The organism is Variovorax ginsengisoli (assembly GCF_030486595.1).
GTDB lineage: Bacteria > Pseudomonadota > Gammaproteobacteria > Burkholderiales > Burkholderiaceae_C > Variovorax > Variovorax ginsengisoli_B.
In genome coordinates, this window is record NZ_JAUJZH010000031.1 from 33,142 (window position 1) to 47,716 (window position 14,575).

The 14,575-nt window shown below is 67.7% G+C and carries 14 protein-coding genes; 5 read left to right on the forward strand and 9 right to left on the reverse strand.

Going from position 1 to position 14,575, the window contains the following annotated elements; genetic code table 11:
• Position 1: 1 nt before the first annotated feature.
• Positions 2 to 1,021, reverse strand: coding sequence for a UDP-glucose 4-epimerase GalE (galE, locus tag QZH52_RS31130; protein ID WP_301814923.1), 1,020 nt, complete (start codon positions 1,019 to 1,021; stop codon positions 2 to 4).
• Positions 1,022 to 1,143: 122 nt separating this feature from the next.
• Here galE and slmA point away from each other — a divergent pair, with 122 nt between their 5' ends.
• A complete protein-coding gene (gene slmA / locus QZH52_RS31135) occupies positions 1,144 to 1,794 on the forward strand; it encodes a nucleoid occlusion factor SlmA (protein WP_301814924.1) in 651 nt (216 codons plus the stop codon).
• Between the two features lie 148 nt (positions 1,795 to 1,942).
• The gene (katG, locus tag QZH52_RS31140) at positions 1,943 to 4,186 is read left to right on the forward strand and encodes a catalase/peroxidase HPI (RefSeq protein WP_301814925.1); all 2,244 of its coding nucleotides are present in this window, start codon (positions 1,943 to 1,945) and stop codon (positions 4,184 to 4,186) included.
• On the opposite strand, the gene QZH52_RS31145 is transcribed toward katG, so the two are convergent.
• The 8 genes from QZH52_RS31145 to QZH52_RS31180 form a co-directional block, all read right to left on the reverse strand.
• Complete coding sequence (locus tag QZH52_RS31145) at positions 4,183 to 4,587, reverse strand: DUF2501 domain-containing protein (protein WP_301814926.1); 405 nt, start codon at positions 4,585 to 4,587, stop codon at positions 4,183 to 4,185. The two genes, katG and QZH52_RS31145, sit on opposite strands and share 4 nt — an antisense overlap.
• Before the next feature lie 89 nt (positions 4,588 to 4,676).
• The gene (locus tag QZH52_RS31150; RefSeq protein ID WP_301814928.1) at positions 4,677 to 5,747 is read right to left on the reverse strand and encodes a malate/lactate/ureidoglycolate dehydrogenase; all 1,071 of its coding nucleotides are present in this window, start codon (positions 5,745 to 5,747) and stop codon (positions 4,677 to 4,679) included.
• Between the two features lie 5 nt (positions 5,748 to 5,752).
• A complete protein-coding gene (locus QZH52_RS31155) occupies positions 5,753 to 6,694 on the reverse strand; it encodes an SMP-30/gluconolactonase/LRE family protein (protein WP_301814929.1) in 942 nt (313 codons plus the stop codon).
• Positions 6,695 to 6,696: 2 nt separating this feature from the next.
• A complete protein-coding gene (locus QZH52_RS31160; RefSeq protein WP_301814930.1) occupies positions 6,697 to 8,223 on the reverse strand; it encodes a UxaA family hydrolase in 1,527 nt (508 codons plus the stop codon).
• Positions 8,224 to 8,317: 94 nt separating this feature from the next.
• Positions 8,318 to 9,712 (reverse strand): TRAP transporter large permease, encoded by a 1,395-nt coding sequence (locus QZH52_RS31165; RefSeq protein ID WP_301814931.1) that lies wholly within the window; start codon positions 9,710 to 9,712, stop codon positions 8,318 to 8,320.
• A 15-nt stretch (positions 9,713 to 9,727) separates the two neighbouring features.
• Positions 9,728 to 10,285, reverse strand: coding sequence for a TRAP transporter small permease (locus tag QZH52_RS31170; protein WP_301814933.1), 558 nt, complete (start codon positions 10,283 to 10,285; stop codon positions 9,728 to 9,730).
• 9 nt (positions 10,286 to 10,294) lie between these two features.
• Positions 10,295 to 11,290: a sialic acid TRAP transporter substrate-binding protein SiaP gene (locus QZH52_RS31175; RefSeq protein WP_301814934.1), complete on the reverse strand. Its 996-nt coding sequence runs from the start codon at positions 11,288 to 11,290 to the stop codon at positions 10,295 to 10,297.
• 51 nt (positions 11,291 to 11,341) lie between these two features.
• Positions 11,342 to 12,049 (reverse strand): FadR/GntR family transcriptional regulator, encoded by a 708-nt coding sequence (locus QZH52_RS31180; protein ID WP_286522182.1) that lies wholly within the window; start codon positions 12,047 to 12,049, stop codon positions 11,342 to 11,344.
• Positions 12,050 to 12,210: 161 nt separating this feature from the next.
• On the opposite strand from QZH52_RS31180, the gene QZH52_RS31185 reads away from it, so the two are divergent.
• Genes QZH52_RS31185 through QZH52_RS31195 form a run of 3 tightly spaced genes read left to right on the forward strand, consistent with a single transcriptional unit; the run spans position 12,211 to position 14,560 of the window.
• Positions 12,211 to 12,945, forward strand: a complete 735-nt coding sequence (locus QZH52_RS31185; protein WP_286534098.1) for an SDR family oxidoreductase — start codon at positions 12,211 to 12,213, stop codon at positions 12,943 to 12,945.
• Positions 12,942 to 13,688, forward strand: coding sequence for an SDR family NAD(P)-dependent oxidoreductase (locus tag QZH52_RS31190; RefSeq protein WP_286522184.1), 747 nt, complete (start codon positions 12,942 to 12,944; stop codon positions 13,686 to 13,688). Before QZH52_RS31185 ends, QZH52_RS31190 begins: the two co-directional genes overlap by 4 nt.
• A 20-nt stretch (positions 13,689 to 13,708) precedes the next feature.
• Positions 13,709 to 14,560 carry a fumarylacetoacetate hydrolase family protein gene (locus tag QZH52_RS31195; protein ID WP_286534096.1) on the forward strand — a complete coding sequence of 284 codons (852 nt, stop codon included), beginning with the start codon at positions 13,709 to 13,711 and terminating at the stop codon, positions 14,558 to 14,560.
• Positions 14,561 to 14,575: the final 15 nt, after the last annotated feature.

A 14,575-nucleotide genomic window follows, 5' to 3' on the forward strand; every position in this document is an offset into this window, starting at 1 on the left:
CCTAGCTTTCGTATCCCCGCGGGTTGGCCTGCTGCCAGCGCCAGCTGTCGGCGCACATCTGGTCGAGACCGCGGCGGGCCGTCCAACCGAGGGTGGCTTGCGCCAGTGCCGGATCGCCCCAATAGGCCGGGACGTCACCGGGGCGGCGCTCACCGATCTCGTAGGGGATGGGCCGGCCGCAGGCCCGCTCGAAAGCCTTCACCACCTCGAGCACCGATGCACCCCGGCCGGTACCCAGGTTGAGCGTGGCGAGTCCTGGCTGGCTTTCGGCATGCCTCAGTGCCGCCACGTGGCCCTCGGCCAAGTCCATCACGTGGACGTAGTCGCGCACGCCGGTGCCGTCGGGCGTCGGATAGTCGCCGCCATGCACCGCGAGCTTGTCGCGCAAGCCCACGGCGACCTGGCTGACGAAGGGCATCAGGTTGTTGGGCCGCCCCTGCGGGTGCTCCCCGATCAACCCGCTCTCGTGCGCGCCCACGGGATTGAAATAGCGTAGCAGCGCAATCCGCCATGTCGGGTCCGAACGCTGAAGGTCGCCCAGTGCCTCTTCGACCATCAGCTTCGAGCGGCCGTACGGATTGGCCGGTCGGCGTGGCGCGTCTTCCGGGATCGGCGAGTGATCCGGCTCGCCATAGACCGTCGCCGAAGACGAGAAGATCAGCGTGCGCACCCCGGCAGCTTGCATGGCCGCGGCCAGGACGAAACTGCCGTGCACGTTGTTGTCGTAGTAGGCGAGCGGGTCGGCCACCGAATCGCCGACCGCCTTCAGGCCGGCGAAATGGATCACGCCGGCGATCGGCTGCTCGGCGAACAGCCGATCCAGCAAGGCCCGGTCGCGAACATCTCCCTCCACGAAGCGCGGTGCCTCGCCGATGATTCGCGCCAGCCGTTCGAACACCCGGACGTCGCTGTTTCCCAGGTTGTCCAGCACCAGCGGCACATAGCCCGCGGCGGCCAGCGCGACGCAGGTGTGGCTGCCGATGAATCCGGCGCCGCCGGTCACGAGAATGGTTGGGCTCATGGTCTGTCTTGTGTCGGAAGCGTGAATGATTTGTCGATTCTGCGCGACAGGCAGGGCTTGCACGGTTGGCGCGCGCTAACGTTCCCGTGCGAGAATCATTTTTTTACATTTTGCACGCGCCCATGCAGAACGACGAGCCGAGCGCCACTGGCGCCACAAGCAGTTCAGAACCGGTGGCCGCACCGACGCGCAAGCGCCCCAAGCCGGGCGAGCGGCGCGTGCAGATCCTGCAGGCCCTGGCCGCCATGCTCGAGCAGCCCGGTGCCGAGCGCGTCACCACGGCCGCGCTGGCTGCCCGGCTGGAGGTCAGCGAAGCCGCGCTGTACCGCCATTTCGCCAGCAAGGCGCAGATGTTCGAGGGCCTGATCGATTTCATCGAGCAGAGCGTGTTCACTCTGGTCAACCAGATCGTCGAGCGCGAGGCCCCGGGCCACGAGCAGGCCGCGCGCATCGTCGCCATGCTGGTCCAGTTCGCCGAGAAGAACCCCGGCATGACCCGCGTCATGGTGGGCGATGCGCTGGTGTTCGAGAACGAGCGGCTGCAGAGCCGGATGAACCAGTTCTTCGACAAGATCGAAGCGACCCTGCGCCAGTCCTTGCGCGACGGGGCGGCGGTCGACGGCTCCGCCACGCCCACCCTGGACGCGCAGGTGCGCGCCTCGGCGCTCACGGCCTTCGTGGTCGGACGGCTGCAGCGCTTCGCGCGCTCGGGCTTTCGCCGGGCGCCGTCCGAGCACCTGGACGCCTCGGTGGCGTTGATGCTTCCAAACTGAACACGTGCGAGGCGGCGGCCTCGCGCTGGACGTCGCCCCGCGATGCCCCGATCCGGCTATGCACGGCATAGAGAGGCCCTATTCGCAGCCGGCCGGTTCTGCCACAGAATGCACCTCCGACCCTCATCGTAGAACGTAGGAGAACCCCATGAGCAGCGAAAAGACCGAAGCCAAGTGCCCGTTCAGCCCCGCCGCGGGCGGCACGACGAACCGTGACTGGTGGCCCCAGCAGTTGCGGCTCGACCTGCTCCACCAGCATTCGTCCAAGTCCGACCCGATGGGTGAGGGCTTCGACTACGCCGCCGAGTTCAAGACCCTCGATCTGGCGGCGCTGAAGAAGGACCTCGCCGACCTGATGACCGATTCGCAGGACTGGTGGCCGGCGGATTTCGGGCACTACGGGCCCCTGTTCATCCGCATGGCCTGGCACAGCGCCGGCACCTATCGCATCGGCGACGGGCGGGGCGGCGCCGGCCGCGGCCAGCAGCGCTTCGCGCCGCTGAACAGCTGGCCGGACAACGTCAGCCTCGACAAGGCGCGCCGGCTGCTCTGGCCGGTCAAGCAGAAGTACGGCAAGAAGATCTCCTGGGCCGACCTGATGATCCTCGCCGGCAACGTCGCGCTCGAAACCATGGGTTTCAAGACCTTCGGCTTCGGCGGCGGGCGCGCCGACGTGTGGGAGCCTGACCAGGACGTGTACTGGGGTCGCGAAACCAAGTGGCTCGGCGGCGACATCCGCTACGCCCAGGGTTCGCCCGGCGTCGACGAGGCGCACGGCGTGCTCGTGAAGGACGACGACAGCCAGGTGCCGCACTCGCGCAAGCTCGAGAACCCGCTCGGCGCGGTGCAGATGGGCCTCATCTACGTCAATCCCGAAGGTCCGGACGGCAACCCCGATCCGATCGCGGCCGCCTACGACATCCGAGACACTTTCGGACGCATGGCGATGGACGACGAGGAAACCGTGGCGCTGATCGCCGGCGGCCACACCTTCGGCAAGACGCATGGCGCCGGCCCTGCTTCCAACGTCGGGGCCGAGCCCGAGGCCGCCGGCCTCGAGGCCCAGGGCCTCGGCTGGGCGAACAGCTTCGGCACCGGCCGCGGCGGCGACACGATCACCAGCGGCCTGGAAGTCACCTGGACCACCACGCCGACCAAGTGGAGCAACAACTTCTTCTGGAACCTGTTCGGCTACGAATACGAGCTGAGCAAGAGCCCGGCGGGCGCGCAGCAGTGGGTGGCCAAGGGCGCCGGCGCGACTATTCCGCATGCCCACGACCCGTCGAAGAAGCTGGTCCCCACCATGCTGACCACCGACCTGTCGCTGCGCTTCGACCCGGCCTACGAGAAGATCTCGCGCCGCTTCATGGAGCACCCCGACCAGTTCGCCGATGCCTTCGCCCGCGCCTGGTTCAAGCTCACCCATCGCGACATGGGGCCGCGCGCCCGCTACCTGGGGCCGGAGGTGCCGGCCGAAGAGCTGATCTGGCAGGACCCGGTTCCCCCGGTCAACCATCCGCTGGTCGACGAGAAGGACGTCGCGGCGCTGGCCAAGAAGGTGCTGGCTTCAGGGCTCACCCCGGCGCAGCTGGTCTCGACCGCCTGGGCGTCGGCCTCCACCTTCCGCGGCTCCGACAAGCGCGGCGGCGCCAATGGCGCCCGGATTCGCCTGGCGCCGCAAAAGGACTGGGACGTCAATCAGCCGGAGCAGCTGACCAAGGTCCTGCAGGTGCTGGAGGGCATCCGCACCGAGTTCAACGGGGCGCAGGCGGGCGGCAAGAAGATCTCGCTGGCCGACCTGATCGTCCTGGCCGGCGGCGCGGCCGTGGAGAAGGCGGCGCGCGACGGCGGCCACGAGGTCCGGGTTCCCTTCACGCCGGGGCGGACCGATGCGCTGCAGGCGCAGACCGACGCGGCGTCGTTCGCGCCGCTGGAGCCGGTCGCCGACGGCTTCCGCAACTACGTGAAGGCCGGATTGGCCGTGCCGGCAGAGGTGCTGCTGGTCGACAAGGCGCAACTGCTGACCTTGACGGCGCCCGAGATGACGGTGCTGGTCGGCGGCCTGCGCGTGCTGGGCGGCAATGCTGGCCAGTCCCGCGATGGCGTCTTCACCGACAAGCCGGGCACCTTGAGCAACGACTTCTTCGTCAACCTGCTCGACATGGGTACGGAGTGGAACGCGGACTCGGCCGGCGCCGCGTTCCAGGGCCGCGACCGCAAGACGGGCGAGCTGAAGTGGACCGGGTCCCGCGTCGACCTGGTCTTCGGCTCGAACGCGCAGCTGCGCGCCATCGCCGAGATCTACGCCAGCTCGGACGCGAAGAAGAAGTTCGTCGACGACTTCGTGGCGGCCTGGACCAAGGTCATGAACCTCGATCGCTTCGATATCTAGAGCATTTGTTTAGCCTGTTTGAGCACGAAGTCACAAGCCTTGCGCGTGACTTCCTGCTTCAGGCCGCCGCCGGTCAGGTCCATCTTCTTGCCGTCGGTGCCGGTCAGGATGCCCTGCGCGCCGTCCACGTAGCCGGGATCGGAGGCGGGCTTGCCGCCCGGGATCTTGCCCATCAGCTGGTCCTTCACGGCCGTGGTGGCGCTGTCGGCGCTCAGGTAGTTGTTCTTGAGGCAGTACTCGATCACGCCGGCGGCGTTGCCGAGGCTGCCCGAGGCCATGCCGCCACCGCCGCCGGCCAGGCCCTTGAGCATGTCCAGCGACTGGGCCTGGGCGAAGCCGGCGCTGCCGAGCAGCAGGGCGATGGCGCTGACGCGCATGAAGCGTTGTCTGGTGGTGTTCATGTCGGCTCCTTGTACTTTGCGAACAGTTGGGGAAACCATAGCGCAAGCCCAAGGCCGGGCGAAGACGACATTGAAACAGTTGGTGGGCCCTAACCGCGGGTGGCACCGACCGTGACACCGACCTTGCGTCCCGCCTCCACGATCTCGCGCCAGGTCGCGTCATCGAGCCAGATGCCTTCGCGCTCGCGCGCCGCCCGCGCCTTGCGCTCGGGCTCGCCGGCGATCTGCACGGCCTCGAAGCCGGCGCCCGGCGGGCTCTGGCGCAGCCAGTCGACGAAGGCCGTCGCCTCCTGCTCGAAGCTCGCCTGCGTGCCGAGTTTGGCCGGGTCGATCAGCACCACCAGCATGCCGTTGAGCACTGTGCGCGCGGTGTCCGCCGGACGGTGCCAGGTGCCGCTGCCGGTCAGTGCGCCGCCGAGCAGCTCGCAGGCCACCGCCATGCCATAGCCCTTGTGCTCGCCGAAGGTCATCAGGGCGCCGAACAGGCCGTTGCTCTGCGGCACCACCACCACGCCCGGGTCGTCGGTCGGTGCGCCATGCTCGTCGATCAGGTGGCCCGGCGGCACGCGCTCGCCCTTGTTGTAGGCCACGCGCATCTTGCCCTGCGCCACCCGGCTGGTCGCGAAGTCGAGGATGAAGGGCTCGGCCCCCGCCAGCGGCACGCCGATGCAGCAGGGGTTGGTGCCGAAGCGGCCGTCGCCGCCGCCCCAGGGCGCGACCACCGGCCGCGACAGCACGTTGACGAAGTGCATCGCCACCAGCCCCTGGGCCACCGCCATCTCGGCGAAATGGCCGATGCGCCCCAGGTGGTGCGCGCTGGCCAGCGAGAGGATGCAGCTGCCATGCTGCTTGGCCCGCGCAATGCCGAGCTCCATCGCCTGCACGCCGACGATCTGGCCGAAGCCGTGCTGGCCGTCGAGCGAGAGCAGGGCGCCGGTGTCGAGGAGGATCCGGACCGCGGCATTGGGCACCAGGCCGCCCTCGGCGATGGCGTCGACATAGCGCGGCAGCATGCCGACGCCGTGCGAATCGTGGCCGCTCAGATTGGCCAGCACCAGGTTGGCGGCGACCTGCTCGGCCTCGGCCGGCGTGCTGCCGGCGGCGGCCAGGATGCGGGCGACCTCATTTCTCAGGCGGCCCGGCTCCAGTGTTTGGGACATGTGATTCAAACTCCCTTGGCGTTGAGGGTGATGGCGTAGAGCGAACTCGTGGCGCAGATGAAGAGGCGGTTGCGCTTGGGGCCGCCGAAGCAGACATTGGCCACGCGCTCGGGCAGCAGGATCTTGCCGATCAGGCTGCCGTCGGGGTGCAAGGCATGCACGCCATCGGCGGCGCTGGTCCAGATGCGGCCCTCGGTGTCGAGCCGGAAGCCGTCGAACAGCCCCTGCGTGCATTCCGCGAACAGGCTGCCGGCACCCAGCCGCCGGCCGTCGCTCGAGACCGCGAAGCGGCGGATGTGGCGCGGCCCGTCGTCCGCATGGCTGGCGCCGGTGTCGGCGATGTAGAGCATCGATTCGTCGGGCGAGAAGGCCAGTCCGTTGGGCTTGACGAAGTCGTCGGCGACGAGGTCGACCGCGCCGCTGGCCGGGTCGATGCGGTAGACGTTGCAGGTGCCGATCTCGCTGTCGGCGCTCAAACCTTCATAGTCGCTCAGGATGCCGTAGCTCGGGTCGGTGAACCAGATGCCGCCATCGGAGTGCACCACGACGTCGTTCGGCGAGTTGAGGCGCTTGCCTTGCCAGTGCGAGGCCAGCACCGTGAGGCTGCCATCATGCTCGGTGCGCGTCACGCGCCGCGTCAGGTGCTCGCAGCTGACCAGCCGGCCCTGGCGGTCGACCGTGTTGCCGTTGGCATTGTTGGACGGTTCGCGGAACACGGCCACGCCGCCGTTGCGCTCGTCGAAGCGCATCATGCGGTTGTTCGGGATGTCGGACCACACCAGTGTGCGGTGGGCGCCGAACCAGGCCGGCCCCTCGCACCAGCGGGCGCCGGTCCAGAGCCGCTCGACCTTCTCGGGTCCGGGCACCAGGCGGTTGAAACGGGCGTCGAATTTCTCGATGCCGCAGCCGTCCAGCGTGCCGAAGGGGGGCTGAGTGAAATGCGACATGGCTACATCACCGCGCCGACCTGCCAGGGCACGAACTCGTTCTGCCCGTAGCCATGGCGCTCGCTCTTCGAGGGTTCGCCCGAGGCGGTCGCCAGCACCATCTCGAAGATGCGCTGGCCCATCTCCTGGATCGACACCGTGCCTTCGACGATCTCGCCGCAGTTGATGTCCATGTCTTCTTCCTGGCGCTGCCAGAGCGCGGAATTGGTCGCCAGCTTGAGCGACGGTGAAGGCGCGCAGCCATAGGCCGAGCCGCGGCCGGTGGTGAAGCAGATGATGTTGGCGCCGCCCGCCACCTGGCCGGTGGCGCTGACCGGATCGTAGCCCGGCGTGTCCATGTAGACGAAGCCGTGCGCGGTCACGGGTTCGGCGTATTCGTAGACCGCCTCGAGGTTGCTGGTGCCGCCCTTGGCCACCGCGCCGAGCGACTTCTCGAGGATCGTCGTGAGCCCGCCGGCCTTGTTGCCGGGCGAGGGGTTGTTGTTCATCTCGCCCTCGTTGATGGCGGTGTAGTGCTCCCACCAGCGGATCCGCTCGACCAGCTTTTCGCCGACCTCGCGCCGCACGGCGCGGCGGGTCAGCAGGTGCTCGGCGCCGTAGACCTCCGGCGTCTCGGACAGGATAGCCGTGCCGCCGTGCGCCACCAGCAGGTCGACCGCGGCGCCCAGCGCCGGGTTCGCGCTGATGCCCGAGTAGCCGTCGGAGCCGCCGCACTGCAGCCCGATCGTGATGTGGGCCGCGCTCAACGGCTCGCGCCGCACGGCATTGGCGCGCGGCAGCATCTCGTTGATCAGCGCCACGCCCTTCTCGACCGTCTTGCGCGTGCCGCCGGTGTCTTGGATGTTGAAGACGCGGAAGTTCTCGCCTTCGCTCAGGTGGCCGGTGGCCAGCCAGGCATTGATCTGGTTGGCCTCGCAGCCCAGCCCGACCACCAGCACGGCGGCGAAGTTGGGGTGCGTCGCGTAGCCCGTGAGCGTGCGCTCGAGCAGCTGCATGCCCATGCCGCCGGTGTCCATGCCGCAGCCGGTGCCGTGGGTGAGCGCGACCACGCCGTCGACGTTCGGGTAGTCGGCCAGCGCCGCCGGATTGGTCTTGCGCGAGAAGTGGTCGGCGATGGCGCGTGCCGCCGTGGCCGAGCAGTTGACGCTGGTCAGCACGCCGATGTAGTTGCGTGTGGCGACGCGGCCGTCGGCCCGCTTGATGCCCATGAAGGTGGCCTCGCGCTTCGGCGGCGGTGCCTTCACGTCGGCCCCGAAGGCGTAGTCACGCTCGAAGTGGCCCTTGTCTGGGCCCATGTCGAGGTTGTGCGTATGCACGTGCTCGCCGGGTGCGATCGACTTGCTCGCGAAGCCGATGATCTGGTTGTAGCGGCGCACTGGGTCGCCTTGCGCGATGGCGCGCACCGCGATCTTGTGGCCGGGCGGGATCAGGCCGCGTGCCGTCACGCCCTCGACCGGCGTGCCGCCGACCAGCTGGCCGCGCGCGATCACGACATCGTCGGCGGGATGGAGTCGAATGAAGGGGTTCATCGTGGGGGTCCTTTGTCTTGTACGGCACTGGATCTGGTCAGTTGGGGACAGAGCAAAAACCGCTGCGCGGTTTGTTGGTCTGTCGCGCAAGGTCTCAGAAGAACATTTTCGGCAGCCACAGTACCAGGGACGGCATGTAGGTGATGATCGCCAGGCTCACCAGCAGCGGCACCAGCCACGGCAGGATCGCCATGGTGGTGCGCTCGAAGCTCAGTCCGGCGACCCGCGCGAGCACGAACAGCACCATCCCCATCGGCGGATGCAGCAGCCCGATCATGAGGTTCAGCACCATCACCAGGCCGAAGTGGATCGGATCGATGCCCAGGTGGGTCGCGATCGGCAGCAGGATCGGCACCAGGATCGTGATGGCCGCGGTGGGCTCCAGGAAGCAGCCGACGAACAGCATCAGCAGGTTGGCCAGCAGCAGGAAGACCCAGGCCTGGTCGGTGAAGCCCAGCACCCAGCTCGCGATCTCGGTCGTGACGCCGGTCGCGGTCAGCATCCAGCCGAAGATCGACGCCGCGGCGACGATGAAAAGCACGGTCGAGGTGGTCTCGATGGTGTCGAGGCAGACCTTGACGAACATCTTCCAGGACAGCGTGCGGTACCAGGCGAAGCCGAGGATCATGGCCCAAACGCAGGCGGCGATCGCGCCCTCGGTGGGCGTGAAGAGGCCGGTGGTCATGCCGCCGATCAGCAGCACCGGGGTCATGATCGGCAGCAGGGCCTCGAAGCGGAAGATCCGGTCGAGCACGAACAGCGCCGCCAGGCCGCCGAAGACCGTCAGTTGCGGCGGCGTGCCCAGCTGGCTGATCAACAGCCACATCAGCAGCGGCCAGCCGATCACGACCGCGAGCTCGCTCAAGGCCTTGAACAGCCGCGTGCGCGAGAACTTGACGTCGCCGCCCCACTTGTTCTTGTGGGCGAAGTAGGCCACCGTGAGCATCATCAGGATCGCCATCATGGCGCCCGGCAGGATGCCCGCGAGGAATAGCGCGCCCACCGAGACGTTGGCCATCATCCCGTAGATCACGAAGGGCAGGCTGGGCGGGATGATCGGCCCGAGCGTGGCCGAGGCGGCCGTGACGCCGACCGCGAACTCGGTGTCGTAGCCATGCTCCTGCATGGCCTTGATCTCGATCGTGCCGAGGCCGGCGGCGTCGGCGATCGCGGTGCCGCTCATGCCGGCGAAGATCACCGAGCCGAGCACGTTGACGTGGCCCAGCCCGCCCTTGAGCCAGCCGACCAGCGCCAGCGCGAAGTTGTAGATGCGGGTCGTGATGCCGGCGTTGTTCATGAGGTTGCCGGCCAGGATGAAGAAGGGAACGGCCAGCAGCGGGAAGCTGTCGATGCCGCTCACCATCCGGTGGATCACGACGAAGGGCGGCAGGCCGCCCGACATCAGGATGTAGGCCAGCGAGGCGCCCGCCATCGCGATGGCCACCGGGATGCCGCCGGCCATGAAGACCAGGAAGAAGATCTTGAGCATGTTGGACAGTCGGTCTCAGTGGTCTGATAACGTGGATTCGGGTCGTTCGAGCACGCTGTAGCCGCGCCGCCAGTGGATGCGCGCCACCTGCAGCGAGCGCCAGGCCATCGCGGCGAAGCCGAACAGGCAGAGGCCGTAGACGATGTTCATCGGCAGGTCGACGATGGTCATGCGCGTGCGGCTGCCGATCTTGAACATCATCTGCACGGTCATGACCACCGCACCGGCGAAGAAGGCGATGCGCACCAGGTCGACCGCCTTGGACATCCACACGCCCATCGCCTTGGGCATGTGGCGGTAGAAGAAGTCGACCTGGATCTGGTTGTTCTTCGAGACCCCGATCGCCGCACCGATGAAGACCACGCCGATCAGCATGTAGCGCGCCACCTCCTCGGTCCAGGCCGCGGAATCGTTCAGCACGTAGCGCGTGACGAACTGGTAGAAAACCGTGAGGCCGAGCAGCCAGAACAGCGCCAGCGCGATCCATCCCTCGGCGATGGTGTCCGAAAGGTCGACCACTTCGTCTTCCGCATGGAAGTGGCCCTCGTCGTCGATGATCTTCTGCTCGGTCATGGCGGCGCCTTACTTGATCGCCAGGATGCGGTCGTAGTCCTGCTGGCGGTAGCCCTGGTCGGTCGGCTTGGTGTTCTTGAGCACGGCCTCGCGGAACGCGGCCTTGTCGACCACGATCACGTTGTTGCCCTTCTTCTTGAACTCATCGGTGAGCCGGATCTCCGAAGCGATGATCTCGCGGCCGGTCTTCTCGGCCGCTTCCTGCATCACCTCGGTGAAGATCTTCTTCTCGTCCGGCGACAGCTTCTCCCAGGTCTGGCCCGAGACCACGGTGAGCAGCGAGTCGATGATGTGGCCGGTCAGCGAGATGTTCTTCTGGACCTCGAAGAACTTCTTGGCCTCGATGGTCGGCAGCGGGTTCTCCTGGGCGTCGACCGTGCCGTTCTGCAGCGCCAGGTAGACCTCGGCGAAGGCGATCGGCGTCGCGTTGGCGCCGAGCGATTTCGGGAAGGCCAGGTAGGCCGGCGCGTCGGGCACGCGGATCTTCAGGCCCTTCATGTCCTCGGGCTTGGCCACCGGCTTGGCGGCGGCCGAGGTGACGTGGCGCGCGCCGTAGTAGTTGAGCGCCGTGATGTGGTTGCCGCTCTTGTCGTCGTAGCCCTTGGCGAGCTCCTTGAAGACATCGCTCTGGGCGTACTTCAGCAGGTGCTCGGAATCGCGGAAGATGAACGGGAAGTAGGTCACGGCGAGCGGCTTGTAGGTGTTGCCCGCGAAGCTCGCGCCGGTCAGGATGATGTCGACCGTGCCCAGGGTCAGGCCCTGGTTGATGTCCGACTCCTTGCCCAGGCTGGAGGCCGGGAAGACCTGGATCTCGTACTTGCCGTTGGTGCGCTTCTTGATCTCGTCGGCGGCCCACAGCGAGTATTTGTGGAAGGGCTCCGAAGTCTCGTAGACATGAGCCCACTTGAGCTTGGTCTGGGCCTGCGCGAGGCCGAAGGCGCCGAGCGCGCCAGCCGCCAGGGCGCAGGCCGCGAAGGTCTTGAGGGCGAAGCGTTTGCTGGTCATCGATTTGTCTCCGTTGTGGTTGGGAAGAAAAGCGGACTGACTTGGCTGGGATCAGGAGGCCTTCGCGCGGCGCCAACTCGCGCTGAATCTCTGGTGGGACTTGTCCATGTGCGCGTGCATGGCGGCACGGGCGGCGTCGGGGTCGCGCGCGGCGATCGCGTCGCGGATGGCCTCGTGCTCGGCGATCGCGCTGCGCCACGACTTGACGGTCTCGAAGTAGCCGCCGAGCCGCGTGAAGATCGGGCCGTTGCGCGAATCCCAATAGCCCTGCACCGTCTCGGACAGCACCACGTTGCCGCAGGCTTCGACAATCGCCAGGTGGAAGGCCCGGTCGCCCTCGAGCGGCATCATGTTGCGATCGGCCATCTCGCGCATGCTCTCGATGGCCCGGGTCAGGGTGTCGACGTCGCGCCGGCGGCCCAGCGCGGCCGCCAGGGCCGCGGTCTCGCCCTCGACCACGCGGCGGGCCCGGATCAGTTCGAGCGGGCCCCATTCGGCCGCCGCCACCGGCGCCGCCGTCCGGTGCGAACGGTCGAGCACGTAGACGCCCGAGCCGGTGCGGACCTCGACCCAGCCCTCGACTTCGAGCGCGATCAGGGCCTCGCGCACCGAAGGCCGGCTGACGCCGAGCTGCCTGGCGAGATCGCGCTCGGCAGGCAGCCGCGCGCCGACCGCGAACTCGCCCTGGGCGATCAGCGCGCGCAGCTGGTCGGCGATCTGCCGATAGAGGCGTTGAGGCTCGACGGTTTGCAGCGGCACGTGCAGGGAAGGGGGAGGGGTTAAGGGTTGTCCTGAATTGGACAAGTGGTAAGGCCAATTCAGAATACGAGCCGCACCGGAGCCGGGCCATCGGGCGAAACCCTGAATGCAGCGCGGCCTTCGCGGCATCACCATCGCCATCAGCTTCGAGAGGACATCCCATGAGACTTCAGGGCAAGACCGCGCTCGTCACCGCGGCCGGACAGGGTATCGGCCATGCGAGCGTGCTCGCACTCGCGGCCGAGGGCGCGACGGTGTGGGCCACCGACGTCAACGAAAAGCTGTTGGCGCGCTTCGACGGCGTCGCCAACGTCAGGACCGCGAAGCTCGACGTGCTCGACAAGGCCGCCATCGGCGCACTCGTGCAGACCTTGCCGGCGCTCGACGTGCTCTTCAACTGCGCCGGCGTGGTCCACAACGGCAGCGTGCTCGACGCCGCCGACGCCGACCTCGAGTTCGCCTTCAACCTCAACGTGCGGGCCCAATTCTGGACCATCCAGGCGGTGCTGCCGGGGATGCTCGCGGCCGGGCGCGGCAGCATCATCAACATGGCGAGCGTCTGCTCCAGCATGAAGGGCCTGCCGAACCGCTTCGTCTACGGCACCACCAAGGCGGCGGTGCTCGGCCTCACCAAGAGCGTCGCCGCCGACTACGTGACCAAGGGCATCCGCTGCAACGCGGTGTGCCCCGGCACGGTCGACACGCCCTCGCTCGGCGACCGCATCAACGCCAACGCCGACCCCGAGGAGGCACGCAAGGCCTTCATCGCGCGCCAGCCGATGGGCCGGCTCGCGCGGGCCGAGGAGATCGCGCCGGTGGTGGTGTTCCTGGCCAGCGACGAATCCGTCTTCGCGACCGGCCAGGCCTTCACGGTCGACGGCGGCATCATGATATGAACCAGCTCGACTTCAACGGCCGCCATGCGGTCGTCACCGGCGGCGCCACCGGCCTGGGCTTCGGCATCGCCAAGCGGCTGCTGGCCTCGGGCGGCAGCGTCACCGTGTGGGACCGCGACGGCGAGGCCGCGACCAAGGCCGCCTGGGCGCTCGGCGCCAAGGCCTATGCGCTGGCGGTCGACGTGACCCAGCAGCCTTCGGTGGCCAAGGCCGTGGCGGCCACGCTGGCGCAGGCCGGGCGCATCGATGCGCTGGTCAACAGCGCCGGCATCACCGGGCCCAACACGCGGCTGTGGGACTACCCGGTCGATGCCTGGCGCCAGGTCATGGAGGTCAACCTGACCGGCCTCTTCATCTGCTGCCGGGAGGTGGTCGGCCAGATGCGCTCGCAGGGCTACGGCCGGATCGTCAACATCGCCTCGGTCGCCGGCAAGGACGGCAACCCCAACGCCAGTGCCTACAGTGCGAGCAAGGCCGGCGTGATCGCGCTCACCAAGTCGCTCGGCAAGGAACTCGCCGATACTGGCATCCGCGTCAACTGCGTCACCCCGGCGGCGGTCAAGACCGCGATCTTCGACCAGATGACGCCCGACCACATCGCCTTCATGCTGTCGAAGATCCCGATGGGGCGATTCGGCACGGTGGAGGAGGTGGCCGCGATGGTGGCCTGGCTCTGCACCGAGGATTGCTCTTTTTCCACCGGCGCGACCTTCGATCTTTCGGGCGGTCGCTCCACCTACTGATCCCACAACAAAGGACCTTCATGAAACTCGTTCGCTATGGCAACCCGGGCAAGGAGAAGCCTGGCCTCATCGATGCCGAGGGCAAGCTGCGCGACCTGAGCGCGGTGGTCGGCGACATCGGCCCCGACCAGCTCGGCGACGCCGCGCTGGCCAAGCTGCGCAAGCTCAAGGTCGACAAGCTGCCGCTGGTCAAGGGCAAGCCGCGCTACGGCTGCCCGGTGGCCAAGGTCGGCAAGTTCATCGCGATCGGCCTCAACTACGCCGACCACGCGGCCGAGTCGGGCATGCCGATCCCCAAGGAGCCGGTGGTGTTCACCAAGGCCAACAGCTGCATCCAGGGGCCGAACGATCCGGTCATGCTGCCCAAGGGGTCGGTCAAGGGCGACTGGGAGGTCGAGCTCGGCGTGGTGATCGGCACCCGCGCGCGCTACGTCTCGCAGAAGAACGCGCTCGACTACGTGGCCGGCTTCTGCGTCGTCAACGACGTCAGCGAGCGCGAATGGCAGCTCGAGCGCGGCCTGACCTGGGACAAGGGCAAGGGCTTCGACACCTTCGGCCCGATCGGTCCCTGGCTGGTCACGCGCGACGAGATCGCCAACCCGCAGAAGCTCGCGATGTGGCTCGACCTCAACGGCGAGCGCATGCAGACCGGCAACACCAAGACGATGATCTTCAACGTCGCCAGGCTGGTGAGCTACGTGAGCCAGCTCAACACGCTGGAGCCCGGCGACATCATCACCACCGGCACGCCGCCGGGCGTCGGCATGGGCAAGAAGCCGCAGCCGGTGTTCCTGAAGAAGGGCGACGTGATGACCCTCGGCATCGAGGGGCTCGGTGAACAGCGCCAGGAAGTGGTGCCGTTCAAGCTCTGAGGATCAACGGGAGGT

Excerpts from the sequence above, each read along its gene's own strand:
- QZH52_RS31170 (WP_301814933.1), bottom strand. The coding sequence starts at position 10,285 with ATGACCGAGCAGAAGATCATCGACGACGAGGGCCACTTCCATGCGGAA.
- QZH52_RS31195 (WP_286534096.1), top strand. The coding sequence starts at position 13,709 with ATGAAACTCGTTCGCTATGGCAACCCGGGCAAGGAGAAGCCTGGCCTC.
- QZH52_RS31165 (WP_301814931.1), bottom strand. The coding sequence starts at position 9,712 with ATGCTCAAGATCTTCTTCCTGGTCTTCATGGCCGGCGGCATCCCGGTG.
- QZH52_RS31185 (WP_286534098.1), top strand. The coding sequence starts at position 12,211 with ATGAGACTTCAGGGCAAGACCGCGCTCGTCACCGCGGCCGGACAGGGT.
- QZH52_RS31145 (WP_301814926.1), bottom strand. The coding sequence starts at position 4,587 with ATGAACACCACCAGACAACGCTTCATGCGCGTCAGCGCCATCGCCCTG.
- QZH52_RS31150 (WP_301814928.1), bottom strand. The coding sequence starts at position 5,747 with ATGTCCCAAACACTGGAGCCGGGCCGCCTGAGAAATGAGGTCGCCCGC.
- QZH52_RS31155 (WP_301814929.1), bottom strand. The coding sequence starts at position 6,694 with ATGTCGCATTTCACTCAGCCCCCCTTCGGCACGCTGGACGGCTGCGGC.
- galE (WP_301814923.1), bottom strand. The coding sequence starts at position 1,021 with ATGAGCCCAACCATTCTCGTGACCGGCGGCGCCGGATTCATCGGCAGC.
- slmA (WP_301814924.1), top strand. The coding sequence starts at position 1,144 with ATGCAGAACGACGAGCCGAGCGCCACTGGCGCCACAAGCAGTTCAGAA.
- katG (WP_301814925.1), top strand. The coding sequence starts at position 1,943 with ATGAGCAGCGAAAAGACCGAAGCCAAGTGCCCGTTCAGCCCCGCCGCG.
- QZH52_RS31175 (WP_301814934.1), bottom strand. The coding sequence starts at position 11,290 with ATGACCAGCAAACGCTTCGCCCTCAAGACCTTCGCGGCCTGCGCCCTG.
- QZH52_RS31160 (WP_301814930.1), bottom strand. The coding sequence starts at position 8,223 with ATGAACCCCTTCATTCGACTCCATCCCGCCGACGATGTCGTGATCGCG.
- QZH52_RS31190 (WP_286522184.1), top strand. The coding sequence starts at position 12,942 with ATGAACCAGCTCGACTTCAACGGCCGCCATGCGGTCGTCACCGGCGGC.